Origin of the sequence: Brevundimonas sp. (assembly GCF_041648615.1) — a bacterium.
GTDB lineage: Bacteria > Pseudomonadota > Alphaproteobacteria > Caulobacterales > Caulobacteraceae > Brevundimonas.
On sequence record NZ_JBAZOS010000001.1, the window covers coordinates 175,715 to 200,780 of the forward strand.

The 25,066-nt window shown below is 68.5% G+C and carries 24 protein-coding genes; 6 read left to right on the forward strand and 18 right to left on the reverse strand.

Features of this window, described 5'->3' with window-relative positions:
* Positions 1-12: 12 nt before the first annotated feature.
* A complete protein-coding gene (locus tag WC555_RS00865) occupies positions 13-444 on the forward strand; it encodes a hypothetical protein (RefSeq protein WP_373250334.1) in 432 nt (143 codons plus the stop codon).
* Positions 441-2,864, forward strand: a complete 2,424-nt coding sequence (gene pheT / locus WC555_RS00870; protein ID WP_373250335.1) for a phenylalanine--tRNA ligase subunit beta — start codon at positions 441-443, stop codon at positions 2,862-2,864. The genes WC555_RS00865 and pheT overlap by 4 nt, the downstream gene beginning before the upstream one ends.
* Positions 2,865-2,994: 130 nt before the next feature.
* Here the strand turns inward: pheT and WC555_RS00875 are convergent, their stop codons facing one another.
* Entirely contained in the window at positions 2,995-3,837 is an 843-nt protein-coding gene (locus tag WC555_RS00875) for a PP2C family serine/threonine-protein phosphatase (protein WP_373250336.1), read from the reverse strand.
* A gap of 345 nt (positions 3,838-4,182) precedes the next feature.
* On the opposite strand from WC555_RS00875, the gene WC555_RS00880 reads away from it, so the two are divergent.
* Complete coding sequence (locus tag WC555_RS00880; RefSeq protein ID WP_373250337.1) at positions 4,183-4,797, forward strand: DUF1134 domain-containing protein; 615 nt, start codon at positions 4,183-4,185, stop codon at positions 4,795-4,797.
* A 19-nt stretch (positions 4,798-4,816) separates the two neighbouring features.
* Here the strand turns inward: WC555_RS00880 and WC555_RS00885 are convergent, their stop codons facing one another.
* The 4 genes from WC555_RS00885 to thpR form a co-directional block, all read right to left on the reverse strand.
* Entirely contained in the window at positions 4,817-5,686 is an 870-nt protein-coding gene (locus WC555_RS00885; protein ID WP_373250338.1) for an SDR family NAD(P)-dependent oxidoreductase, read from the reverse strand.
* Positions 5,687-5,693: 7 nt separating this feature from the next.
* Entirely contained in the window at positions 5,694-6,929 is a 1,236-nt protein-coding gene (locus WC555_RS00890) for an NAD-dependent epimerase/dehydratase family protein (RefSeq protein ID WP_373250339.1), read from the reverse strand.
* A 95-nt stretch (positions 6,930-7,024) separates the two neighbouring features.
* Positions 7,025-7,552: a GNAT family N-acetyltransferase gene (locus WC555_RS00895; RefSeq protein ID WP_373250340.1), complete on the reverse strand. Its 528-nt coding sequence runs from the start codon at positions 7,550-7,552 to the stop codon at positions 7,025-7,027.
* Between the two features lie 8 nt (positions 7,553-7,560).
* Positions 7,561-8,100: an RNA 2',3'-cyclic phosphodiesterase gene (gene thpR, locus WC555_RS00900; RefSeq protein WP_373250341.1), complete on the reverse strand. Its 540-nt coding sequence runs from the start codon at positions 8,098-8,100 to the stop codon at positions 7,561-7,563.
* Positions 8,101-8,223: 123 nt separating this feature from the next.
* On the opposite strand from thpR, the gene WC555_RS00905 reads away from it, so the two are divergent.
* The gene (locus WC555_RS00905; protein ID WP_373250342.1) at positions 8,224-8,982 is read left to right on the forward strand and encodes a Bax inhibitor-1/YccA family protein; all 759 of its coding nucleotides are present in this window, start codon (positions 8,224-8,226) and stop codon (positions 8,980-8,982) included.
* A gap of 111 nt (positions 8,983-9,093) precedes the next feature.
* On the opposite strand, the gene WC555_RS00910 is transcribed toward WC555_RS00905, so the two are convergent.
* The 3 genes from WC555_RS00910 to WC555_RS00920 all read right to left on the reverse strand — a co-directional run bounded on the left by WC555_RS00910 (position 9,094) and on the right by WC555_RS00920 (position 12,338).
* Positions 9,094-9,432, reverse strand: a complete 339-nt coding sequence (locus tag WC555_RS00910; RefSeq protein ID WP_373250343.1) for a DUF2794 domain-containing protein — start codon at positions 9,430-9,432, stop codon at positions 9,094-9,096.
* 336 nt (positions 9,433-9,768) lie between these two features.
* Positions 9,769-11,085, reverse strand: coding sequence for a trypsin-like peptidase domain-containing protein (locus WC555_RS00915; RefSeq protein WP_373250344.1), 1,317 nt, complete (start codon positions 11,083-11,085; stop codon positions 9,769-9,771).
* A 62-nt stretch (positions 11,086-11,147) separates the two neighbouring features.
* On the reverse strand, positions 11,148-12,338 hold the full coding sequence (locus WC555_RS00920) for an acyl-CoA dehydrogenase (RefSeq protein WP_373250345.1): 1,191 nt from the start codon (positions 12,336-12,338) through the stop codon (positions 11,148-11,150).
* A 95-nt stretch (positions 12,339-12,433) separates the two neighbouring features.
* Between WC555_RS00920 and WC555_RS00925 the strand changes: the two genes are divergently transcribed.
* Positions 12,434-12,700, forward strand: a complete 267-nt coding sequence (locus tag WC555_RS00925) for a DUF6356 family protein (protein ID WP_373250346.1) — start codon at positions 12,434-12,436, stop codon at positions 12,698-12,700.
* Positions 12,701-12,833: 133 nt separating this feature from the next.
* Positions 12,834-14,030: a CaiB/BaiF CoA transferase family protein gene (locus tag WC555_RS00930; protein ID WP_373250347.1), complete on the forward strand. Its 1,197-nt coding sequence runs from the start codon at positions 12,834-12,836 to the stop codon at positions 14,028-14,030.
* Between the two features lie 177 nt (positions 14,031-14,207).
* Here WC555_RS00930 and WC555_RS00935 read toward each other — a convergent pair whose 3' ends face one another.
* From WC555_RS00935 to WC555_RS00980, 10 genes are all read right to left on the reverse strand, one after another.
* Positions 14,208-14,525 carry a hypothetical protein gene (locus tag WC555_RS00935; RefSeq protein WP_373250348.1) on the reverse strand — a complete coding sequence of 106 codons (318 nt, stop codon included), beginning with the start codon at positions 14,523-14,525 and terminating at the stop codon, positions 14,208-14,210.
* 7 nt (positions 14,526-14,532) lie between these two features.
* The gene (locus WC555_RS00940; protein ID WP_373250349.1) at positions 14,533-14,988 is read right to left on the reverse strand and encodes a PIN domain-containing protein; all 456 of its coding nucleotides are present in this window, start codon (positions 14,986-14,988) and stop codon (positions 14,533-14,535) included.
* A complete protein-coding gene (locus tag WC555_RS00945) occupies positions 14,988-15,272 on the reverse strand; it encodes an antitoxin (protein ID WP_373250350.1) in 285 nt (94 codons plus the stop codon). Before WC555_RS00945 ends, WC555_RS00940 begins: the two co-directional genes overlap by 1 nt.
* Before the next feature lie 57 nt (positions 15,273-15,329).
* On the reverse strand, positions 15,330-16,901 hold the full coding sequence (gene odhB / locus WC555_RS00950) for a 2-oxoglutarate dehydrogenase complex dihydrolipoyllysine-residue succinyltransferase (protein ID WP_373250351.1): 1,572 nt from the start codon (positions 16,899-16,901) through the stop codon (positions 15,330-15,332).
* A 32-nt stretch (positions 16,902-16,933) separates the two neighbouring features.
* Complete coding sequence (locus tag WC555_RS00955; protein WP_373250352.1) at positions 16,934-19,945, reverse strand: 2-oxoglutarate dehydrogenase E1 component; 3,012 nt, start codon at positions 19,943-19,945, stop codon at positions 16,934-16,936.
* 168 nt (positions 19,946-20,113) lie between these two features.
* Positions 20,114-21,016 carry a succinate--CoA ligase subunit alpha gene (gene sucD, locus WC555_RS00960; protein WP_373250353.1) on the reverse strand — a complete coding sequence of 301 codons (903 nt, stop codon included), beginning with the start codon at positions 21,014-21,016 and terminating at the stop codon, positions 20,114-20,116.
* A gap of 8 nt (positions 21,017-21,024) precedes the next feature.
* A complete protein-coding gene (locus WC555_RS00965; protein WP_373250354.1) occupies positions 21,025-21,354 on the reverse strand; it encodes a hypothetical protein in 330 nt (109 codons plus the stop codon).
* Positions 21,354-22,544 carry an ADP-forming succinate--CoA ligase subunit beta gene (gene sucC, locus WC555_RS00970; protein WP_373250355.1) on the reverse strand — a complete coding sequence of 397 codons (1,191 nt, stop codon included), beginning with the start codon at positions 22,542-22,544 and terminating at the stop codon, positions 21,354-21,356. Before sucC ends, WC555_RS00965 begins: the two co-directional genes overlap by 1 nt.
* Before the next feature lie 86 nt (positions 22,545-22,630).
* Complete coding sequence (locus WC555_RS00975; protein ID WP_373250356.1) at positions 22,631-23,071, reverse strand: hypothetical protein; 441 nt, start codon at positions 23,069-23,071, stop codon at positions 22,631-22,633.
* Positions 23,072-23,549: 478 nt separating this feature from the next.
* Entirely contained in the window at positions 23,550-25,061 is a 1,512-nt protein-coding gene (locus tag WC555_RS00980; RefSeq protein WP_373250357.1) for a spinster family MFS transporter, read from the reverse strand.
* Positions 25,062-25,066: the final 5 nt, after the last annotated feature.

Genomic DNA, 25,066 nt, shown 5'->3' on the forward strand with positions numbered 1-25,066 from the left:
GAGACTGCAAGCATGACCGACCCGACCCCGACCATGTCCCCCGAAGAAGTCGCCGGTCGCGCCATGGTGGCGCGCACCAGCTTCGAGAAAGAGGCCGTCTGGCTCCCGTCGCTGGCCGTCCAGCACTGGAACGCCGGCCAGATGGCGATCGACGGCAAGACCTTCACCGACTGCGTGATCGAGGGACCGGCGGTGATGGCCGTCATGAACGGGACGACGTTCGACAACTGCGCCATGGGCACGACGACGGATGTCCGCAATCTTCTGTACCGCCCCCTGAGCACCACCAAGCTGGCCGGCGTGATCGGCATGTCGGACTGCCGCTTTGTCCGCTGCCGTTTCGTCCAGGTCGGCTTCACCGGATCCGACGCCTTGCTGGAAGAGCTGCAGGGCGGGATCAAGACCATGTCCGACGTCCCGAAACCCTCCGGAACCCTCGCGTGAAATTCACCCTCTCCTGGCTGAAGGAACACCTCGATACGGACGCCGACGCGGCGGCCGTGGCCGAAGCCATGACCATGGCCGGGCTGGAGGTCGAGGCGGTCCACGATCCGATCGCGGCGCTCGCGCCGTTCACGGTCGCCCGGATCGTCTCGGCCGAACGCCATCCCAACGCCGACCGTCTGCAGGTCTGTCAGGTCGACACGGTCGACGGGATCAAGGAGATCGTCTGCGGGGCGCCCAATGCGCGCGCGGGCCTGACCACCATCTATGCCCCGATCGGCGCCTTCGTGCCCGGCCTGGGCGTGACCCTGGTCGAGAAGCCGGTGCGCGGCGTGGTCTCGCACGGCATGCTGTGCTCGGCCTCCGAGCTGGAACTGGCGGATGAGAGCGACGGCATTCTCGAGTTGGCGGACGACCTGAAGGTCGGCGAGCCGGCGGCCGGCGTGTTCGGCGCCGAGCCTGTGATCGATTTCGAGGTGACCCCGAACCGGCCCGACTGGCTGGGCGTGACGGGCATCGCGCGCGATCTGGCCGCGGCCAGCCTGGGTCAGCTGAAAACGCCGTCGGTCGTGGCCGTGGCGGGACGCTATCCGTCGCCGATCAGGGTGCGCATCGAGGCGCCGGAGATGTGCCCGGTGTTCGCCGGCCGTCTGATCCGCGGCGTGAAGAACGGCCCGTCGCCGGAGTGGCTGCAGCGCCGTCTGACGGCCATCGGCCTGCGCTCGATCAACCGGCTGGTCGATGTCACCAATCTGATCGCCTACGACCGCTGCCGGCCCCTGCATGTCTATGACGCCGCCAAACTGGTGGGCGAAGAGCTTGTCGTGCGCGGCGGGCAGGTCGCGAGCGGGACGCCGAACCACGAGGGGGGCGAGCACGAACATCTGATCGCCCTGGACGGCAAGACCTACACCCTCGATCCCTCGATGTGCGTCATCGCCGACGCCGCCGGCGAACGGCCTATCGGACTGGGCGGCGTCATGGGCGGCGAGTCGACCGGCTGTTCGGACGACACCGTCGACGTCTTCGTCGAGAGCGCCTGGTTCGATCCCATCGTCACGGCCCAGACCGGGCGGACGCTGACGATCAGCTCTGACGCCCAATACCGGTTCGCACGCGGCGTCGACCCCGCCTTCGTGGTTCCGGGCCTCGAGCTGGCCACCCGGCTGATCCTCGACCTGTGCGGCGGCGAGCCGTCCGAGGTCGTGGTGGCGGGGCAGGCGCCGGCCAATCCCGCGTCCTTCGCCTTCGATCCGGCCCGGGTGGGCCAGCTGACCGGCCTGTCGCTCGACGACGACAGGATCGCCGAAATCCTGACCCGGCTCGGCTTCGAGGTCGCCCGCGGGGACCTCTGGACCGTCACGCCGCCGTCCTGGCGCCGCGATGTCGAGGCCCCGGCCGATCTGGTCGAGGAGGTCGCCCGCATCGAGGGCTATGACGCCCTGCCGTCGACCCCGCTGCCCGACCAGGGCGCCCCGTCGCGCGGCGTGCTGAACCCGCGTCAGGCCCGCGTCCGCCGCGCCCGGCGGGCCCTTGCCGCCATGGGGTATTCCGAGGCCGTCACCTGGTCCTTCACCAAACAGTCGACCGCGGCCCTGTTCGGCGGCGGCGATGAACGGTTGCTGGTCGAGAACCCCATCGCGGCCGACCTCGACTGCATGCGGCCGTCGGCGTTGCCCAACCTGATCCAGGCCGCCGCCCGCAACGCCGCGCGCGGCCATGCCGACGCCGCCCTGTTCGAGATCGGCCCCATCTATCTGGACGACAGTCCGACCGGCCAGCGCACCGTCATCAGTGGTCTGATCGCGCCGCGTTCGGCCCGTCACTGGGGCGGCGGGGCCGAGGACGCCCTGTTCGGCCTCAAGGGCGATCTGATGGCGCTGCTGGAAGAGCTGGGCGCGCCGGTCGGCTCCCTGCAACTGGTCCAGGGCCAGAACCGCGACTGGTGGCATCCCGGCCGCTCGGCCCGCCTGCAACTGGGGCCGAAGACCGTCATCGTCGAGTTCGGCGCCCTGCATCCGCGCGTGCTCAAGGCGCTGGACGCCGACCCGCCGATGCTGGCGTTCGAGATCGTACTGGATGCGGTGCCCGAGCCGCGGGGCGCGAAGTCCAAGGCGCGGGGCGCCGCCAACCTCGCCAATCTGATGCCCCTGACCCGCGACTTCGCCTTCGTGGTCGAGGACGACAAGGCGGCGGGCGAGCTGACGCGCGCGGTGGCCGGGGCCGACAAGGCGCTGATCGCCGACGTCCGGGTGTTCGACGTCTATCGCGGCGCCGGCGTTCCCGAGGGCATGAAGTCGGTGGCGCTGGAGGTCGTGATCCAGCCGGCCGAAGCCACCCTGACCGAGGCGGAGATCGAGGCGTTGTCTGCGAAGGTCGTGGCGGCGGGGATGAAGGCCGGGGCGACGCTTCGAGGGTGACCGCGGCGACGCGGCCGCGTTTGCTCGCCGCCCCGTTTTCGGGCCGGATCCAGGTCCGTAACGTGTGGATCGACCGGCCAGGCTTTCTGACGGCCCCCGGAAATCCGGAAGGTCGCTGCAAGACTCGGGATCACCGATCCCGCAATTCGGTGGTGGAGGCCACCAGCAGAGCGCCTTCGGCCAGGCGACCGAGTTCGGCCATTGCCCGGCGCCGGCTGATCAATACCGCTGTCGCGTTGTCATTTGGCAGCAGCCTTTTTCCGAAGCGTTCCAGAGCCGCGCCGGTCGTGTCGCCCGGCCTGTGCAGGAGGGTCGACAGGTCGGCGCCTTCGGCGCTGTGAAAGCCGTCTGTCGTGAGCAGCAGGCTGTCGAACTCGTCCTTCGACAGGTCAAAACTCTGAAAGCGCAATCGATCGCCAATGCCGACGAACTGAAAGATGCCGCCCGGCGCGAAATCCAGATCATATCCAAACAGGCCGCGCGGAGAATCGTCGGTGGTGATCTGGCGGAGGGGGAAGCCGACGTAGAGGCGGCTGTCGCCGACGTGGACAGCGAGGCATCGGCCTGAGCCGGACATCGCAATAGCGGTCAAGGTGGTCCCGCCACGCCCCCGAAGTGTCGCCCAGACGGCCGCGTTGGCCTCTGAGATGGCCATGGCGAGGGCTACGTCGAGATCGACGCTGAACGAGGTCGCGAGCGATTGAATGAACGTACTCGCGGCAAGGCTCGCGGCCCCGGCGCCGGCTTCCATGCCGCCGATCCCGTCGAATACGGCGGCCACGAACCTGGCCTGGCCCGGTCGCGGCGACATGAGCGCGACACACGCGCGATCCTGATTGTCGGCGCGTCTCCCGATGAGCGATATCAGCGAAGCGGCGCGCCCTGCCGGGAAACCGCCTTCGTTCGGAGCGTTTGAAAACAATGCCGTCAGGCTGGTCCCACGGACGGCGGAGTCCATCGACATCGAGATCATGGATAGATGCCAATCAGAGATAGCCGCGCATGGCCAGCCGATTGTTGCAGGCTATGCGTCCGGCCGTCGCCGCCCTGACCGCCCCGGGTCGAGAGCCGGCAGTCCCCTTCGGGAAGGCGGACGTCAGGCCGTCGTCACAAGCCATGCGCCCGCACCGGCGCGGATCGGGGTGGGACAGGATGGCCAGGAAGAACACCACGCCGACAGACGCGAGCGGTCGGGCTCCCGGATGGCAACCTCCCGTTAACCTCGCCGCCGCAAGGCTGACTCAAAGAGCGGCGACGGTGCTTCAAGCGCCCACGTGAGTCGGGCGGACCGTCGCGCCTGTCCCACCGGAGCCAGCCCATGCACCGCCGCCAACTGATCCTGTCCGGTCTCGCCGCCACCGCCGGCGTCGCCGGCCTGTCCGCCTGCGCCACCAGCGGCCAGGGCGGTGATCCCAACTATCCGATCGCCTCGGACCAGCAGGCCCAGGCCTATACGGCCGACGAGCTGATCGCCGCCGGTTCGCGCGAACTCGGCATCGCCGCCGAGGCTCTCGGCGGGGCCATCGAACGTATTTTCGCCGAACAGGGCGACCGCCCGACCGCCTATATCGCCGGCGAGGAAGGTTCGGGCGCGGCCGGCGTCGGCCTGCGCTACGGCCGGGGCGCCCTGCACATGAAGGACCTGTCGGCCTCGCAGGAGGTGTTCTGGCAGGGCATTTCCATCGGCTGGGACGTCGGCGGCAACGCCAGCCGGGTCTTCACCCTCGTCTACGGCCTGTTCCACCCGGACATGATCTACCGCCGCTATCCCGGCGTGGAGGGCTCGGCTTATCTGGTCGGCGGTCTGGGCGTGAACTACCAGCGCGCCGACGGCATCGTTCTGGCCCCGATCCGCACCGGCGTCGGCCTGCGCCTGGGCGCCAACATCGGCACCATGGCCTACAGCCGCCAGCGGAACCTGCTGCCGTTCTGAGGACGTGAGTGACTGGCCACTAGCCACTCACCAGCGCCTCAAGCCCCTCGCGCCACGTCGGATAGCGCGGTCGCCAGCCGAGCTCGGCCTTGGCCCGGGCGTTCGAAAGCCGCTTCGAGTCCAGATAGAAGCGCCGCATCGCCTCGCTGACCGAGGGGTCGTTCCAGTCCACCTCGGGCGGCAGGGGCAGGCCCAGCCGCCGCGCCGCGCCCTCGATGACCACGTCGGCGGGCGCGGGTTCATCGTCGCACAGGATGTAGGCCGCGCCGGGACGCGGCCGCGCCATGGAGGCGAACAGGCCCGATACGGCGTCGTCGACATGGACGCGGTTGAACACCTGGCCCGGCTTTCTGACCAGACGCGCCGTCCCGTCCCGCAGCCGGTCCAGCGGCGAACGGCCGGGCCCGTAGAGCGCGGGCATCCGGAAAATCTGCACCGTCAGTCCCATGCCCTGACCGGCGTCCAGCCAGTCGCGTTCGGCCCGGACCCGGCGCGCGCCCTCCAGGCTGGCGGCGTTCAGTTCGCTGTCCTCGAGCGCCCAGCCGCCGGCGCGGTCGCCATAGACGGCGGTGGAGGAGACATAGCCGATCCAGTCGGGCCAGGAGGCCGACGCCGTGATCGCGGGCAGCAAGGCCTTGACCCCCGGACAGCCCGACGCTTCCGGAGGAGCGGTGACGAGGATGGCCGAGGCGCCGGCGACCGCGGCGGCCAGCGCCGGCCCGTCGGCTGGATCGACGGCGACGAACCCGTCCGCGGTCAGGGCCGCGCGTCGATCGGCGTCACGGCTGGTCACGATGGCGCGGCCGCCGCGCCGGAGCGCCTCGCGGCCCGCCGCCTGGCCCAGCCAGCCGCCGCCGAAGACCAACAGGGATGCGCGGGCGCCCGGCATGGAGGGCTCAGGCCGTCCGGGCGTGAACCGGGGCCTTGGGCGGCACGGTCAGGGTGGGTTCGGTCTGCACCGCCCGGGCGCGCTTGCTGTTCCAGGCTGAAACGCAAGGCACCTTCGACAGGTCCGCGCGGTCGGCGTAGCGGCGGGCGATGTCGGTGACCTCGTCCAGCAGGCCCTGGGCCAGGGTGATGGGCTTCAGGCCGAGGTCGCGGAACTGGTCGTTGGCGACGACCAGTTCGTTCTCGTCGGCCTCCTGACGCGGGTTCGGCACATTGTGCACCTCGGCGCCTGTCATGTCGGCGATCATCGCGGCCAGGTCGCGGACCCGGCGGCTCTCGGTCATCTGGTTGAGGATCTTGACCCGGTCGCCGACCCTGGGCGGGTTAGCCAGGGCCAGCTCGACGCAGCGCACCGTATCCTGCAGGTGGATGAAGGCCCTCGTCTGTCCGCCCGTGCCGTGAACCGTCAGGGGATAGCCGACCGCCGACTGCATCAGGAACCGGTTCAGGACCGTGCCGTAGTCGCCGTCATAGTCGAAACGGTTGATCAGCCGCTCGTCCCGGCGCGTTTCTTCGGTCTGGGTGCCCCAGACGATGCCCTGGTGCAGGTCGGTGATCCGCAGCCCGTCGTTCCTGGCGTAGAACTGGAACAGCAGGGCGTCCTGGGTCTTGGTCATGTGGTAGATTGAGCCGGGGTTCGGCGGGAACAGGATCTCCTGCTCGGCCGGGCCGAAATCGGTGTCGACCGTGACCTTCAGATACCCCTCGGGGATGCGCAGGCCTGCGGTGGTGTAACCGTAGACGCCCATGGTGCCCAGGTGGGCGAGGTGCACGTCCAGCCCGCTCTCGACGATGGCCGCCAGCAGATGGTTGGTGGCGTTCAGATTGTTGTCGACGGTGTACAATTTATGCCGCGCCGACTTCATCGAATAGGGCGCGGCGCGCTGTTCGGCGAAATGGGCGACGCTGTCGGGCTTCCACTCGCGGATCAGGGCGACCAGCCGGTCGAACTCCTTGCCGACGGTCATGTTGACGAAGTCGATGCTCTGGCCGCTGACCTCCTTCCACGCCGAGATGCGCTCGCCCATGGTCCGGATGGGGGTCAGGGACTGGACCTCCAGCTCATTGTCGATATTGCGCCGGCTCAGGTTGTCGACGACGCACACGTCCCAGCCGCGCGCGGAAAGGTGCAAGGCCGTGGGCCAGCCGCAGAAACCGTCGCCGCCCAGAACAAGAACCCGCATTCGACCATCCTTCGTGATTTGCGCCGACCTTGCGTACCGGATGGCGACGCGGGGTCAAAGCTTGACCTTGTAACGCGCGAACGGGCTCGCCGGGTTCAGGCGCGGGCGCGGGCTCGCCAGTCCTCGCGACTTTGGCCCCAGCGGTCGATCAGCAGTTCGTGGAAGGGGGGCGGAAGCCGGGTCGGACCGAGGTTGCGGGAGCCGATCCGTTCGGCGAGCCGCTGCGACGGCGTATTGTCCGGATCGATGCAGTGGATCACCTCGGTCCAGCCCAGGACGTCAAAGGCATAGTCGATCGTCGCCGTGGCCGCCTCGACGCCATAACCCTTGCCCTGGGCGTCGGGATGCAGGCCCCAGCCGACCTCCGTCCCCGGCCAGTCATGCGGGGTCCACGGCCCGATCCGGCCCAGCCACAGACCGGTTTCGCGCTCGATCAGCGAGAACATCGAGACGCCGGTCAGGCTCCAGGCCCCGGCCATGGTCATGAAGCCGCGCCAGGCGACCGCCGCGGGCTGGGCGCCGCCGAGGAATCTCGCCGCCTCGGGGTCGCCCATCATCTCCGCCCAGCGCGGGAAGTCCTCGAGAGCGATGGGCCGCAGGGTCAGGCGTTCGGTTTCAAGCACCGGTCCGGTCAAAGCAGATACTCCCTCTCGAGTTCGTAGTGGCTGCCGTCATGCGTCAGGACGCTGGAATACAGGCCGAACCGGTCCACGCGGATGGGCGGCGAATGCAGCAGATTGTGTCCGGCGATCCAGGCTCCGATCCGGTCCGGATTGGCGTGTGGCTTGAGATAGGCCAGCGTCAGGTGCGGGCGATAGTCGCGGCGCTCCACCGCGATTCCGGCGCGCTCGGCTGCGCTGCGGGTGCGCCCGGCCAGGATTGACAGCCTCTCGTTCGGCTCGATGCCGGCCCACAGGGTCCGGGTGCGATGGCCGTCGCCGAACGAGCCGACGCCGGCCAGGGCGATCTCGAAAGGCCCGCCCCCCGCCGCCCGCTCCAGTTCCACGGCCAGCTCATCCGCGCGGCGCCCGTCGACCTCGCCGTAGAAGGTCAGGGTGATGTGCAGCTGATCCGCGGTGCGCCATCGGGCGCCGGGCAGGCCGGTCTGGCGGCGCGCCAGCGTCCCGGCCACGTCGTCGGGAATGGACAGGGCGGTGAACAACCGGATCATGCGGCCTTTGGTAGCGGCTGGGATCGCCGCGCCCAAGTCCGGTTTTCCTTGCGGAAGGGGCCATGCGGCCCGATATTTGTGCAAAGCCGGGAAAGCCCGGTCAAATGGAGGACCGATCTCGCCATGAGCGATTTCAGAAACGGCTACACTACGGCGCCGGCACAGGCCGATATGTCGGTCGACGCCGGCCTGCGCAGCTTCATGCTGGGCGTCTACAACAAGGTGGCCCTCGGCCTGCTGCTTTCGGCCGTGCTGGCTTACATCACCGGTTCTTACGAGCCCGTGCGGAACCTGCTCTACACGACGGCTGTGTTCCCCGACGGCGTGACCCGCCTGACGGGCATGACCGTCCTGGGCATGATCGTGGCCTTCTCGCCGCTGGTGATCCTGCTCGGCTCCAACTTCGTGATGAAGAACCCGACGTCGCGCAGCGCCGGCATGCTGTACTGGCTGATCGTGGCCCTGATCGGCGCCTCGATGGGCACGGTTGTGCTGGTCTATACCGGCGCTTCGGTGGTTCAGACCTTCCTGATCACGGCCGCCGCCTTCGGCGCGCTGAGCCTGTTCGGCTATACGACCAAGAAGGACCTGACCGGTTTCGGCAGCTTCCTGATCATGGGCGTGATCGGCCTGATCATCGCCTCGGTGGTGAACATCTTCCTTCAGAACTCGATGATGCAGCTGATCATCAGCGTTCTGGGCGTGCTGATCTTCGCGGGCCTGACCGCCTACGACACCCAGCGCCTGAAGATGACCTACTACGCCCTGGGCGGGAACCAGAACGCCATGGGCGTGGCCACCAGCTACGGCGCGCTGAGCCTGTACATCAACTTCATCAACATGTTCCAATTCCTGCTGATGCTGTTCGGCGGCCGTCGTTGATGGGGCGCTATCGGTCGGGATGCGGTCCCGACCTGCTTGAGCGCAGCCTCAAGTAGCGCTCAGCGCGACAGGCAAAAGAGTGAGGCCCCGGCGGAGACGCCGGGGCCTTTTTCAATCCACGATCGTGAATTTCCGGCTGTCGAAGACACGCAGCACCTGGGCCAGGTCGCGGCCCCGGCGCAGCACATGGCCGCCCTCGCCGATGACCGCCCACTGCCCCTGTTTCAGCCGCAGGGCGGGGCGCTTCTCGATCCGGTACAGGGGCGCGTCGCCCGAGCGGCGGAAGACGGCGAACTCGGCCACGTCGCGATGTCCGGCCATGGCGTAGTCCCGCCACTCGGCCGCGGCGACCATCCGGCCATAGACCCTGAGAATCAGGTCCAGCTCCTTGCGGTCGAAGAAGACCGGACCGGGCTGTGACTGCAGATCGGCGGCGTCGCTCATCAGCATCAGGTTACGCCGACATTCGCGAAACGCCAGCTTCGCCGCCCGAACGCTGTGTCGGGAAGGGCAGGCCCGGCGGAAATCGCGCCGAACATGAAATCGCCTCGCTTCGGCCCATCGCCCGCCGCCTTGCGGAGTGAAGGCTTGGACATCGGCTCGCTGGAGCCCGGAGCAGTTCCGGATCCTGAACAGCCCCCCCAGCCCTCCTGGATTTCTCCACCAAGGGCTCCGGCGGGCCGGTGCTTCCTCCAAAGCGAGACGCCCGCTCCGCCACCCTCCCCCCCTCCGGCAGAGCGGGCGTTTTGCTGTCCGGCGTCGGCCCAGGGATCAGGCGGCCGGGGATCAGGGCAGGGGAATCTCGACCGTTTCCTCGCCGCGCGCGATCGACAGCGCCCGTTCGCCCGTCCCGTCCATCGCTTGCGCCAGGGCGGCGAGGTCAGAGGTCGCCTGACCGTCGACCGAGCGGATCATGTCGCCGGCCTGCAGGCCGGCGGCGGCGGCGGAAGATCCGCCTTCAACGGAAAAGACCTGCAGGCCGTCGCTCGCCAGACGCACCGCCGCGCCGCGCGCGATCACCGCATCGGCGCCCACGATGACCGGGCGGTCGGTCGGCGCTTCCACCGTCATGGTGGTCCGGCCCTCGCGGCCGTCGCGCAGATAGACGACAGCGACCTGGGTCCCCGGGGCGGCGATGCCGACGGTTGCGGCCACCGTGCCGGCGTTCGACACCGGCCGGTTCTGGATGCGGGTGATCACGTCGCCGCGAAGCAGGCCGCCGGCCTCGGCCGAAGAGCCCGGCGCCACGTCCTCGACCACCGCCCCGCGCACGATGCCCAGGCCGAAGTCCCGGGATCGTTCGGCGTTCAGCGAGCCGAGGATGACGCCGGTGGTTCCCCGTTTGACTTCGCCGGTCTCGCGCAGCTGGGCCACGACATACATCAGGATGCGGCTGGGCACGGCGAAGGCGATGCCGTCGTTGCCGCCGCCGCCGCCCGACAGGATCGAGGTGTTGATGCCGATCAGCCGGCCCCGGCTGTCCAGCAGCGGCCCGCCCGAGTTGCCGGAGTTCACGGCCGCGTCGGTCTGGATATAGTCCTCGATCCGGTCGCCCATGCCCGAACGGCCGAGACCCGAGATCACGCCCATGGTCAGGGTCTGGTCCAGACCCAGCGGATAGCCGACGGCGAAGGCCAGATCGCCGGTGCGCAGGGAATCGGAATTGGCCACCTCGACCTGCGACAGCCCGGCCGCCTCGATCTTCAGCACGGCCAGATCGGTGGCCTTGTCGGTGCCGATCAGGACGGCGTCGAAGATGCGGCCGTCGGTCATGTCGACGGTGAATTTCCGCCCGCCCTCGACCACGTGGTTGTTGGTGACGACGATGCCTTCGCGCGCGTCGATGATCGCCCCCGAGCCGCTGGAGACCGGCCTGGGTTCGTTGTCGCCCGAACTGGGGCCCTCGGACTGGCCCAGGGTCGTCACCTGCACCACCGCCGGCAGGGCGCGCTCGAGGCCATTGGCGAAGGTGAAGACCCCGCGCGCGGCGTCGAAGGGCACGGGCGATTGCTGGGCCGCGGCGGGCGCTGCCGTCAGCAGGGGAACCGCGACGACGAGCGCCAGCAGGGACAGGCCGCCGGCCCGAAGGTTGAAACGCCGCATCGCTGTGTTCCCCGTCATTACCCTGAACCCTAGCGCGGGAATGCGGCGATGACGACAGGCCTTTAGAAAGCGCTCTCGCCCGTGATCGCCCGGCCCAGGATCAGGGCGTGGACGTCATGCGCGCCCTCATAGGTGTTGACGGTCTCGAGGTTCATGGCGTGGCGCATGACGTGCATCTCGCCGGTGATGCCGGCGCCGCCGTGCATGTCGCGGGACTCGCGGGCGATGGCCAGGGCCTTGCCGCAGTTGTTGCGCTTCATCATCGAGATGGCCTCGGGGACCCAGGCCCCCTGGTCCAGCAGCCGGCCCAGCGCCAGCGCCCCCTCGAAGCCGAGGAAAATCTCGGTCTGCATGTCGGCCAGCTTCTTCTGGACCAGCTGGCGCGACGACAGCGGGCGGCCGAACAGCATGCGCTCGCCGACATAGTCGCGGGTCAAGTGGAAACAGGCCTCGGCCGCGCCCATGGCCCCCCAGGCGATGCCGTAGCGCGCCTTGTTCAGGCAGGAGAAGGGCCCGCGCAGGCCCTTCACGCCCGGCAGCAGGTTCTCTTCCGGTACGAAGACATCGTTCAGGCCGATGTCGCCGGTGATGGAGGCGCGCAGGCTCAGCTTGTCGCCGATCTTGTCGGTGGTGAAGCCGTCCATGCCGCGTTCGACGATGAAGCCGCGGATCACGTCATCCAGCTTGGCCCAGACGATGGCCAGGTCCGAGATGGGGCTGTTGGTGATCCAGTATTTGGCCCCGTTGAGCCTGTAGCCGCCGTCCACGGCCACGGCCCTGGTCTTCATCGAGGCCGGGTCGGAGCCGCCGTCGGCCTCGGTCAGGCCGAAACAGCCGACCAGTTCGCCGGCCGCCATGCGGGGCAGGAAGCGCATCTTCTGCTCTTCCGAGCCGAAGGCATGGATGGGGTACATGGCCAGCGAGGACTGCACGCTCATGGCCGAGCGGTAGCCGCTGTCGACCGCCTCGATCTCGCGCGCGATCAGGCCATAGGCGACATGGCTGACTGAAGAGCCGCCGTACTGCTCCGGCAGCATGGCGCCCAGAAAGCCCATCTCGCCCAGTTCGGTCATGATGGCGCGGTCGAAGGTCTCGTCGCGGAAGGCCTCGACCACGCGGGGCAGAAGCTTCTCGCGGGCATAGGAGCGCGCCGCGTCCTGGATCATCCGCTCGTCGTCCGTCAGCCGGCCCGACAGGTCCAGGGGGTCGTCCCAGCGGAAGGTCTTGTGCGAAGCGGAGGCGCCGTCGGCCATGGGTCGTCTTTCGTGAGCGTGGCGAAGGCGCGCGGTTTAGGCCAAAATGCGCCCGTCGGGTAGAGGGACGGCCCGACGCAGGCTAGACTGTACTCATGAGCCGCACCTTCCATCGCCTGTTCGTCGAACACCCCCGTCAGGTTGAAGAAAGCTATTTCGAGCATCTGGCCGCCTCGTCGCGGTTCGGCTTCCGCCTGCTGAAACTGGCGAGCTGCGCCTTCCTGCACGCCCTGGTCCCCGGTGTGCACAAGGCCACGGTGTCCAGGGCCGTCTGCTGCATGGCCGAGGAGATGGACGGTCGGGCCCGGGAGGCGCGGGATTGCCGGATGCGGGACGCGGGCGTGTGGGATCCGGGGCTGTGATGCTTCTCCCTCCCCTTCATGGGGAGGGATGTCGGCGCGAAGCGACGACAGGGTGGGGTACGCCTGAAATTCCCCACCCGGTCGCTGCGCGACCACCCTCCCCATGAAGGGGAGGGAGAGGTATGAGATTCCCATGACCCAAGGCCCTCTCTCCGGCGTTCGCGTCCTCGACCTGTCCCGCGTGCTCGCCGGGCCGTGGGCGACGCAGATGCTGGCCGATCTCGGGGCCGAGGTGATCAAGATCGAGCGCCCCGGCGTCGGCGACGACACCCGCCACTGGGGCCCGCCCTTCACCACCCGGGCCGACGGGTCGAAGGGCGACGCCGCCTATTTCCTGTGCGCCAACCGGGGGAAAAAGTCGGTCGAGCTCGACCTCGCCACGCCGGAAGGCGCCGAGATCGTCCGTGAGCTGAGCAAGACCTGCGATGTCGTGGTCGAGAACTTCAAGACCGGCGGGTTGAAGAAGTACGGCCTCGACCACGCCGCCCTGGCGGCGGTCAATCCGAAGCTGGTCTATTGCTCGATCACCGGCTTCGGCCAGGACGGGCCCGACGCGCACCGGGCCGGCTACGACTATATGATCCAGGCCATGGGCGGGCTGATGTCGATCACCGGCCAGCCCGACGGCGCGCCGGGGGCCGAGCCGATGAAGGTGGGGGTCGCGGTCGTCGACCTGTTTACCGGCCTGTACGCCTCCAACGCCATTCTGGCGGCCCTGATGCACGCGCGGGCGACGGGGCAGGGGCAGCATATCGACATCGCCCTGTTTGACGTCCAGGCCGCCATGCTCGCCAATCAGGCGACCAATTTCTTCGTCTCGGGCAAGGCGCCGACGCGGATGGGCAACGCCCACCCCAACCTCGCCCCGTACCAGCCCTTTCCGTGCACGGACGGAATGGTGGTGATCGCCGTGGGCAATGACGGCCAGTTCCGGGCCCTGTGCGGCGCCCTGGGCGCGGGCGGCATGGGGGCGGACCCCCGCTTCCTGACCAACGCCCTGCGGATCGAGCACCGGGCCGCCATGACGGCCGAGCTGTCGGCCCTGACGGCGGGCCTGAGCATGCATGGGCTGATGGCCAGGCTGGAGGCGGCCGGGGTGCCGTGCGGGCCGGTCAACACGGTCGACCAGGTGTTCGACGAGCCCCAGGCGAAGCATCGCGGGCTGGAGGTGACCCAGACACGGGCCGATCTGGCCGGTCCGGTGCGGACGGTGGCCTCGCCGATCCGGATGTCGGTGACGCCGGTGGCCTATGACCGCGCGCCGCCGGCGCTGGGGCAGGATACCGAGGACGTGTTGAGCGAGCTCGGCCGCCCGGGACCGGTTCGATAATCCATCCCGCCTTCACCCTTCGGCGGAGGGGCGGGGTCGATCGAAAAACACCGTGCGCATAGTGCGCTTCGTCCGAAGGCGGCGGTTGAGCGCAGCGTCCAGATTCGATTGTCAAAGACCGACCCGAAAAGGTGCCGCCATCAAACCATGCGGCTACGTCAAATCTGGACGCAGGCCCTATGGCCCAACGAGAAATCCCAGGCCGATGGCCGCGAGGAGCGCGAACGGACCCGCCTTGCGAACGGGGTTCGGGCTGACCGGGTCGGCGTCCTCGATCCGTTCGGCGCCGCCGCGCAGGCGTTCCAGCAACGTACGCGCGGCGACCGCCTGATCGTTCGGCACGGACATGTTCACGCCGCCGAGGGCCTGCAGAACCAGCGGATTGACCTTCACATGCTCGGCCCCGCCCAGCACGGCGTCATAGCCGTCGGCGCGCAGGCGCGACGCCGCGATCTCGGCCTCATAGACGTCGGCGAAACGGGCGATCTCGATCACTCAGACCTCAGCCTGCCGCCACACGGATGGCGACTTGATCGACGGTGAGGCGTCCCGGTCCGATGCCCCAGTCGATCAGGCGCAGGCCCTCTACCCGCCCGAAGTGCCGCACATTGCTCGTCACCAATGTGTGGTCCCTCGCAAGGGCCTGCCCGGCGATGAGCGTATCAAGAGCTCCGATCGGGGTTCCGAGGCGCGCGAGCTGAGCACGAATTTCTGCGGCTGCGATCGCATCCGCCCCGGACAGTTCCAGGATTTCGAGGGGTTCGAGAAACTCCGCCATGGCTTCGAGGTGGTGTTCCGGGCGTTCGCTAGAGATCCCTCCCGTCGCCAGTTCGTGAACGACCACCGATGACACAGCCAACGGTATCTGCTTGAGCCGGGCCTGATCCAGGCATCGGCGGAAGTCGCCTCTCCGACGGCGCAGAAGGTTGATGACGGTGTCGGTGTCGAGCGCAAGCATCACCACTTCCGCGGCGGGCCAGCTTCATCCTGGGATGGCCGGCTCGGAAATTCCTCATCCGGATCTGCAAGCTTGTCGATTCGCGCCCAGAATGCGTCGAGATCGGCCTGGGTGAGCGGAGCGTCGTCCACCGGCTCGAGGATTACGCTGTCGCCTTCACGGCGAATGACGACTTCCTTGCCTTCGAACCTGTAAGCCTTGGGCAGGCGCACGGCCTGACTACCGCCGTGAGTGAACAGGCGGGCGGTGTCAGCGACACCCGGGACTTTGCGTTTCGCGCTCATGCGCGGTCTCCGTAGCTACAAATTGTAGATACTGCGAAATCGCCATGCGCTCAACGATCACAGGTCCAGCAGCGCCCGCGCCGGGTCTTCCAGCAGGTCCTTGACCCGCACGAGGAAGGTCACCGCCTCCTTGCCGTCGACGATGCGGTGATCGTAGCTGAGGGCGAGGTACATCATCGGCCGGATCACCACCTGGCCGTCCACCGCCATGGGGCGCTGGACGATGTTGTGCATGCCCAGGATGCCGGACTGCGGCGCGTTCAGGATCGGCGTCGACATCAGCGAGCCATAGGTGCCGCCGTTGGTGATGGTGAAGGTGCCGCCCTGCAGCTGATCCAGGGTCAGGTCGCCGTCGCGGGCGGCCTTGCCGAGGGCCGCGATGCCCTTCTCGATGCCCGCCAGCGACAGGGCGTCTGCGTCGCGCAGCACCGGCACGACCAGCCCCTTCTCGGTGCCGACGGCGACGCCGATGTCATAGTGGTTCTTGTAGATGATGTCCGTGCCGTCGATCTCGGCGTTGACGGCCGGGATCTCCTTCAGGGCCGCGACGATGGCCTTGGTGAAGAAGCTCATGAAGCCCAGCTTGACGCCGTGGCGCTTCTCGAAGGCGTCCTTGTACTGGGTCCGCAGGGCCATGACGTTGGTCATGTCCACCTCGTTGAAGGTGGTCAGCTGGGCGGCGGTGTTTTGCGATTCCTTGAGGCGGCGGGCGATGGTCTGGCGCAGGCGGGTCATCTTGACCCGCTCCTCGCGCGGCTGATCGGCGCGCGGCGCGGCGGCAGGCGCCGGGGCCGCTGCGGGAGCGGCGGCCGGCGCGGGGGCGGTCGCGCCGATGGCGGCGACGGCGTCCGCCTTGGTGATGTTGCCCTTGGGCCCGGTGGCGGCCAGCGCCTTCGGGTCGAGGTTGTTCTCGGTCACCACGCGCTGCACGGCGGGGGACAGGTGCGGGGCGTCGTCGGATTTCACCTGCGCCGAACCGGCGTTGGCCGAAGCGGGGGCGGCGGTCGGGGCCGGGGCGGCGGCGCCCTCGCCCGAGGCGGCGATGCTGCCGATCTGTTGACCGGGCGTGACGGTCGAACCGGCTTCGGCGTCGATGGTCAGGACGCCGGCGGCGGGGGCCGACACCTCGACCGCGACCTTGTCGGTCTCGATCTCGACCAGCATTTCATCCTTGGCGACCGTGTCGCCGGCCTTCTTCAGCCAGGTCCCCATCGTGCCTTCGGCGACGCTCTCGCCCATGGTCGGGGTCATGATGGCGACGGAGCCGCCCGAGGCGGCCGCGGGAGCCGGTGCGGGGGCGGGCGCGGCCGCCGGGACCGGAGCGGCTTCCGCCTTCGGCGCGGGGGCGGCCTTGGCCTCGGCCCTGGGAGCCTCGGCGGACGGGGCGGCGGCGGCGCCTTCGGTGACCACGCCCAGCACGGCGCCGGGGGTCACGGTCTCGCCGTCGGGGGTCTTGATCTCGGACAGGACGCCGTCGGCGGGCGACACGACTTCCAGCGACACCTTGTCGGTTTCCAGCTCGACCAGGACCTCGTCCTTCTTCACGGCGTCGCCGGCCTTCTTCGTCCACTTGCCGATGGTGGCTTCGGTGACGGATTCGCCGAGGGCGGGGGTCAGGATGTCGGCCATGGTCGGGTCCAGGTCTCGTTCAGGTCAGAGGGTCAGGCGAAGGCGTCGGTCAGGAAGGCGTCGAGTTCTTTCAGGTGCCGGCTCATCAGGCCCGCGGCGGTCGAGGCCGAGGCCGGACGCCCGACGTAGCGGGCCCGCTTCGACTTCACCGAAAGCTTCTCCAGCGTCAGTTCGATCCACGGGTCGACGAAGGTCCAGCCGCCCATGTTCTTGGGCTCTTCCTGGCACCAGACCAGTTCGGCGTTCGGGAAGCGGGCCAGTTCGGTCATCAGCGACTTCATCGGCCACGGGTAGAACTGCTCCATCCGCATCAGATAGACGTCGTCGATCTGGTCGCGCTCGCGGCGCTCCAGCAGGTCGTAATAGACCTTGCCCGAGCACAGGACGACGCGGCGGATGTCCTTGTCCGCCTTGATCTTGACGCCCGCCACGTCCGGCCGGGTCTGGGCGTCGTCGTGCAGGATGCGGTGGAAGGAGCTGCCCTCGGCCATGTCGGCGATCGTCGAGACCGCCTTCTTGTGCCGCAGCAGGCTCTTGGGCGTCATGATGATCAGCGGCTTGCGGAACGGCCGGTGCATCTGGCGACGCAGGATGTGGAAATAGTTGGCCGGGGTCGAGCAGTTGGCGACCTGGATATTGTCCTCGGCGCACTGCTGCAGGAAGCGTTCGAGGCGGGCCGAGGAGTGCTCCGGCCCCTGCCCCTCGTAGCCGTGCGGCAGCAGCATGGTCAGGCCGCACATGCGCAGCCATTTGCGCTCGCCCGAGGTGATGAACTGGTCGATCACCACCTGGGCCCCGTTCACGAAGTCGCCGAACTGGGCTTCCCACATGACCAGGGTGTTGGGATCGGTCAGGGCGTAGCCGTATTCGAAGCCGAGGACGGCTTCCTCCGACAGGGCGGAGTCGATGACCTCGAACTCGGCCTGGCCCTCGCGCAGATTGTTGAGCGGGACGTAGCGGGCCTCGGTGGTCTGGTCGACGATGCCCGAGTGGCGCTGGGAGAAGGTGCCGCGCACCGAGTCCTGACCCGACAGCCGGACCGGGAAGCCCTCGTCCAGCAGCGAGCCGAAGGCCAGGCTTTCGGCCGTGGCCCAGTCGATGTTCTGGCCCGAGGTGATCATCTCGCGCCGGCCGTCCATGACGCGCTTCAACGTCTTGTGCATGTCGACGTCGTTGGGGATGGTCGTCAGCCGATGGCCGAGGTCGGTCAGCTTCGCCGCCGGGACCGAGGTCTCGCCGCGACGCTCGTCGCCCTCGGGCAGGCCGATGCCCTGCCACTGGCCGTCCATCCAGTCGGCCTTTTTGGCCTCGAACGCCTTGCCGGCGTCGAACTCGGCGTCGAGGAAGGCCTCGAACCGGGTCACCTCCGCATCGACCTCGGCCTGGGTTATGACGCCTTCCTTGATCAGCCGCTCGGCGTAGATCTCGCGCGTCGACGGCAGGGCGCGGATCTTCGAATACATCAGCGGCTGGGTGAAGGTCGGATCGTCGCCCTCGTTGTGGCCGAAGCGGCGGTAGCAGAACATGTCCACCACCACGTCCTTGTGGAATTTCTGCCGGAACTCGGTCGCCACCTTGGCGGCGAAGACCACGGCCTCCGGATCGTCGCCGTTGACGTGGAAGATCGGCGCCTGGACCATCAGGGCCACGTCCGACGGATAGGGGCTGGACCGGCTGTTGCGCGGGCTCGTCGTGAAGCCGATCTGGTTGTTGACGACGAAATGCATCGTCCCGCCGGTGCGGTAGCCCTTCAGCCCCATCAGGGCGAAGCATTCGGCCACCACGCCCTGGCCGGCGAAGGCGGCGTCGCCGTGGATCAGCAGCGGCATGACCTTGGCGCGGTCCAGGGCGGTCTGCGCGCCGGGGTCGCCGGCGCCGGCCGCATTGGCCTCGCGGATGTCGAAGGCCTGTTTCGCCCGCGCCTTGCCCAGCACCACCGGATTGACGATCTCGAGGTGCGACGGGTTGGCGGTCAACGACAGGTGGACGGTGTTGCCGTCGAACGCGCGGTCCGAGCTGGCGCCCATGTGGTATTTGACGTCGCCCGATCCCTCGATGTCCGAGGGCACGGTCGAGCCGCCCTGGAATTCGTGGAAGATGGCGCGATAGGGCTTGCCCATGACGGCGGCCAGGGTGTTCAGCCGCCCGCGGTGGGCCATGCCGAAGACCACCTCGTCGACGCCGAGGGCGCCGCCGCGCTTGATGATCTGCTCCAGCGCCGGGACCATGGCCTCGCCGCCGTCCAGCCCGAACCGCTTGGTGCCGGGGAAGCGTTTGTGCAGGAAGCGCTCGAAGCCCTCGGCCTCGATCAGCTTGTTGAGGATGGCCAGCTTGCCTTCCTTCGTGAAGGCGTTCTGCTCGAACTTGTCCGGGCCCTCGAAGCGCGCCTGCAGCCAGGACTTCTCCTCCGGCTCGGCGATGTGCATGAACTGGATGCCGATATTGCCGCAGTAGGTGCGGCGCAGGATGGCCAGCACCTCGCGGATGCTGCCCGTCTGAAGGCCCAGCACGCCGTCCAGATAGATTGGGCGGTCCAGGTCGGCCTCGCTGAAGCCGTAGAACTCGGGCGTCAGCTCGGGATTGTGGGTCGCCTGCTCGATGCCCAGCGGGTCGAGCGTCGCCTGCAGGTGGCCGCGCACGCGATAGCTGCGGATCAGCATCAGGGCGCGGATCGAATCATGGGCGGCGGCGCGGACGGCCTCGGCGGAAATGGCCGGCGCGGGGGCTGCAGCCGGAGCGGCGGCCGGGGCGGTCGCGGGCTTTTTCGGGTCCGGCTTCGGGGCGGGCCAGCGGCCGTCGAAGACGCCGGTCGCCTCGGTCGGCTCCTCGGCGACCGAACGGCCCCACGACCCGGCGGCGCCGGAGGCCCGCACGGTGTCGGCGTTGTCCCGCAGCTGGTCGAAGAAGGCGCGCCACTCGGCTGAAACGGACGCCGGATCGGCGGCCCATTTGCCGTGCAGGTCCTCGATGAACGAGGCGTTCGAGCCATACAGGAAGCTGGTCTCGGCAAAGACCTGGTTCAGCCGACCGGCATCGTCCGCCATGGTATCGTCACGTCCCTTGGATCGGTGCGCGCGCGCCTGCGCGAACCGGCGCCGCTGATATAGGCGCTGTTTCCTTACCGGTCATGACCGAATGGGGGCGAAAGGGTCGAAATTCGCGCAATTCGGGTGAAATTCGTACGTCCCGTGTCCCGCCACCGGGACACGAATTCAGCCCTTCAGCACTTCCACAAGGGTCGTTCCGAGGCGCGCGGGCGAGGGCGAGACGCGGATGCCCGCCGCCTCCATGGCCGCGATCTTCGATTCGGCGTCGCCCTTGCCGCCCGAGACCACGGCCCCGGCGTGGCCCATGGTGCGGCCCTTGGGGGCGGTGCGGCCGGCGATGAAGCCGACCATCGGCTTCTTGCGGCCCTTCCTGGCCTCGTCGATCAGGAACTGGGCCGCGTCTTCCTCGGCGCCGCCGCCGATCTCGCCGATCATCACGATCGACTGGGTCTCGGGGTCGGCCAGGAACAGCTCCAGCACGTCGATGAATTCCGTGCCCTTGACCGGGTCGCCGCCGATGCCGACGGCCGTGGTCTGGCCCAGGCCCTCGTTGGTGGTCTGGAACACCGCCTCATAGGTCAGGGTGCCCGAGCGCGAGACGATGCCGACATTGCCCTTCTTGAAGATGGAGCCCGGCATGATGCCGATCTTGCATTCGTCCGGGGTCAGGATGCCGGGGCAGTTGGGGCCCAGCAGGCGCGATTTCGACTCCTCGAGGCGGCGCTTGACCCGCACCATGTCCAGCACCGGGATGCCCTCGGTGATGCAGGTGATGAAGGGGATCTCGGCCTCGATGGCCTCGATGATGGCGTCGGCCGCGCCCGCGGGCGGCACATAGATGACCGAGGCGTCGGCGCCGGTCGCGTCGCGCGCTTCCGCGACCGAGGCGTAGATCGGCAGGGTCTCGCCGTGCGAGCCGGTCCAGGTCTGGCCGCCCTTGGTCGGGTGCACGCCGCCGACCATCTTGGTGCCGTGATAGGCCAGCGCCTGTTCCGTATGGAAGCCGCCGGTCTTGCCGGTCAGGCCCTGGACGATGATCCGGGTGTTGCGGTCGACGAGGATGGACATGGATTTTCCTAGAAGCTGAGGGGCGTCGTCAGGTATTCGACGCCATCAATCTTTGCAGAGACGATGCGGCGCGCCGTGACATCTGCGATGCAGCTGAGGCGACGGGGTAAGCGAGCTTCGCTCTCGTCTTCGAACTTGAGCGTGAGGGTCGTGTCGAAGGAGATGCGGGCGGCTCCGCCAGGCGGAACAGGCCCGATATCCTTCCACGCGGGATTGGTTTCGAGAAGCCGACGCGCAGTCGAGACGCAGGTCAGCGGGGCAACCTGCGCTTCGGGGGAAGCCGAAGCAGATTGCACACCGCCGGCCAGCGCCAACGACATGGCGACTGCGACGAGCATCAGCCGACCGCCGCGACGATCTTCTGGGCGGCGTCGTCGAGGTCGTCGGCCGGCGTGATGTCGAGGCCCGACTCCTTGAGGATTTTCTTGCCCAGCTCGGCGTTGGTGCCTTCGAGGCGGACGACCAGCGGCACCTTCAGGCCCACTTCCTTCACCGCCGCGACCACGCCCTCGGCGATGACGTCGCATTTCATGATGCCGCCGAAGATGTTGACCAGGATGCCCTTCACGGCCGGGTCGGCGGTGATGATCTTGAAGGCCGCCGCGACCTTCTCCTTGCCGGCCCCGCCGCCGACGTCGCAGAAGTTGGCGGGCTCGGCCCCGTACAGCTTGATGATGTCCATCGTCGCCATGGCCAGGCCTGCGCCGTTGACCATGCAGCCGATGTTGCCGTCCAGCGAGATATAGGCGAGGTCCCATTTGGAGGCCTCGATCTCCTTGGCGTCTTCCTCGGTCTCGTCGCGCAGCGCCTTGATGTCCTCGTGGCGGAACAGGGCGTTGCCGTCGAAGCTGACCTTGGCGTCCAGCACCCGCAGATGGCCGTCGGTCATGACGATCAGCGGATTGACCTCCAGCATGGCCATGTCGGTCTCGACGAAGGCCTTGTACAGGATGGGGAAGAGGGTCTTGCCGTCCTCGGCCGCCGCGCCGTCCAGCTTGAAGGCGGCGTTGATCTTCGCCACGTCGTCGGCGGTGACGCCCGTGGCCGGGTCGATGACGATGGTCTGGATCTTCTCGGGCGTGTCATGGGCCACGGCCTCGATGTCCATGCCGCCCTCGGTCGAGACGACGAAGGCGATGCGGCCGTGCGCGCGATCGACCAGCAGCGAGCAGTACAGCTCGCGGTCGATGTCGGCGCCGTCCTCGATGTACAGGCGGTTGACCTGTTTGCCGGCGTCGCCGGTCTGGGCGGTCACCAGGGTGTTGCCCAGCATCTCCTTCGCATTGGCCACGACCTCTTCGATCGAGCGGGCCAGGCGGACGCCGCCCTTGGCGTCGGGGCCCAGTTCCTTGAACTTGCCCTTGCCGCGGCCGCCGGCGTGGATTTGCGACTTCACGACATACAGCGGGCCCGGCAGCTGGCGGGCGGCCGCCTCGGCCTGATCCGCGCTGGTGATCGCGACGCCGTCGGCGACGGGTGCGCCAAAGCCCTTCAGGACCTGCTTGGCCTGGTATTCGTGAATGTTCATGGGAGGAGCCGCCACAACGCTGGGGAAGAGTTGCGGCGCTTATAGGGGCTGCGCCTTCGCAGGCGCAACCGTGGTCGGTCTTTGGTTCAGGGAGCGCAGGATTTCCGTCCCCGGTCGAGGTCGCGGACGGCGGCCAGGTTCGAGAGGGCCTCGGCCGCGCGAATCAGCACCATCGCCTCGGCTCCCCGGCCCTCGGCGACCAGCCAGGCCGCCCGCTCCGCCGCCCGCTTCACCGCCTCCTGCGTCGTCACCGGATATTCCGGCATATCCGGTTCCGCCGCCGCCGCGGACGCGGAGGGCCATTCTGGCGCGCCGCTCGCGGGGACGGGGACGGGGACCGGAGCCGGTCGGCCCGTGGCCGCATCGCGGCGGGTCCAGCCCTCGGCGCTGGCGCGCCTTCGCAGATTGTCCAGACCGACATCGAAGCGTCGGGCCACCGACGGAGCCGGTTCGCCCGCCAGATAGGCCTGTTTGACCCGGGCCCAGACGTCCGGACCGCGATATTTGCGCAGCGCGTGGTGTTCCATGCCCCGAGCATGACCCACGCCTGCGTCAGAATCGGTCGCAGGCCTTTCGCGGCGCCCGGCGAATGTCGCGGATGTCCCGGGTGTCGTCCGCCCTGTCGCGGATGTCGCGCCCGCTTGTCGCGGATGTCCCGGTGAAATGTCGCGGATATCGCGGGCGATTATCGAGCATGTCGCGGCCCGAATAGTCGAAATCCCCGAAAGCCGGCGCACTGGAATAGTGGAATTCCACGGGTCCGGACGACGCGGTCCTTGTCATCCCGGACGGCGCGAAGCGACGATCCGGGACGATTGAGACACGAACTTCACCCTCCCGGACGCTGCGTCAGCAGCGAGCCGGGGGACAGGCGGCGACAAGCGCATCCCCCGCCTGTCTCCCGGACAATCGCTCCGCGATTTCCGGGAGCCCCGCACATGGGACGCACACCGTCCCGGCTCTCCGCTTCGCTTCGGCCGGGATGACAAGCGTCGTCGCTCGACCCTAGTCCACCCAGTCCTTCTTCAGCGTCCGCGACGCGCCGATCAGCAGGACCGCCGCCAGCAGGTAGAAGCCCATGCCGGTGTAGATGGCCCAGCGCAGGCTTTCCTCGCCGAAGCGGGGCGCCAGCAGGTCGCTCATCCAGCCGAAATAATAGAAGCCGACGGCGATGCCGAGCAGGTTGTTGATCAGCAGGAACAGGGCCGAGGCGGTCGATCGCATCGGCGCCGGCACGAGGTGCTGGATCGAGGCGGTGATCGGCCCCAGCCAGGCCAGGTTCAGGCCCGTCGGAATGATGAAGATCAGGAACGCCAGGATCAGCTGCTGGGCGTTGCTGCCGCCGCCGGGGATGACCAGGCCGATCAGCCACGGCGAGTTCATGGCCAGGATGAACATCGGCGCCGAGATCAGGAAGGCGATGGCCGGCGTCAGGGGATAGGCCCCCTTGCCGCGCTTCGACAGCTTGTCGGCGATGGCCCCGCCGGCCCAGATGCCCAGCACCCCGCCGATCAGGGCGATGCCGGCGTAGTACCAGCTGGTCTGCGACAGGGTCAGGCCGAAGCTGCGCATGAAGAACAGCGGCAGCCAGCCGGCGACGCCGTAGCCGCACACCGACGACGAGGCCGCGCCCAGGGCCAGCAGCCAGAAGCTGGGCTTGGGAATGACCGCCGAGGCGGTGCGGCGCGCGATCGTCAGGGAGACGCCGATGACCATGGCCAGCAGCCCGCCGAAGGCGAACACCAGCGGATTGCCCAGCGCCAGGCCGGCGAAATGGATCAGGGCCGCGAGGGTCAGGGCGCCCGCGCCGAGTCCCAGCATGATCAGGGCCGCGATCGCGCCCGCCTTGCCCGATCCGACCACCGGCGCCGCGGCGATGACCGCCAGCTCCGCCTCGGTCCTGGCCGTATCGGTCCCGCCCCGCGTGGGATTGCGGACCGTGAACAGAAGGACCGGCGCCAGCACCACGCCGAGCAGGCCGACGGCGACGAAGGCCGTGCGCCAGCCATAGGTCGCGGCCAGCAGGCCGCCGACCAGGGTGCCCGCCGCCGTGCCCAGCGGAATGCCGAAGGCGAAGGCGGCCAGCGCCCGGGCCCGCTGGTGCGGCGGGAAATAGTCGGCGACGAGGGAATAGGCCGGCGCCACCCCGCCCGCCTCGCCGACCCCGACGCCCATGCGGAACAGGAACAGCTGGGTGAAGGATCCGGCCACGCCGCACAGGGCGGTGAATCCGCTCCACACCGCCAGGGCGCCGGTCATGATCCAGACCCGGCTGTAGCGGTCGGCCAGCCAGGCCAGGGGAATGGCGAGGGTTGAATAGACCGAGGCGAAGGCGATGCCGCCCAGCAGGCCGAACTGGCTGTCGGACATGCCGAACTCCGCCTTCAGCGGCGCGGCCAGGATGCCGATGATCTGGCGATCCAGGAAGTTCAGCATGTAGACCAGGATCAGGACCGCCAGCACATAGAAGCGATATCCGGGCCGGGCGGCCGGCGCGGGTGCGTCCGTGGCGGTCATGGCGT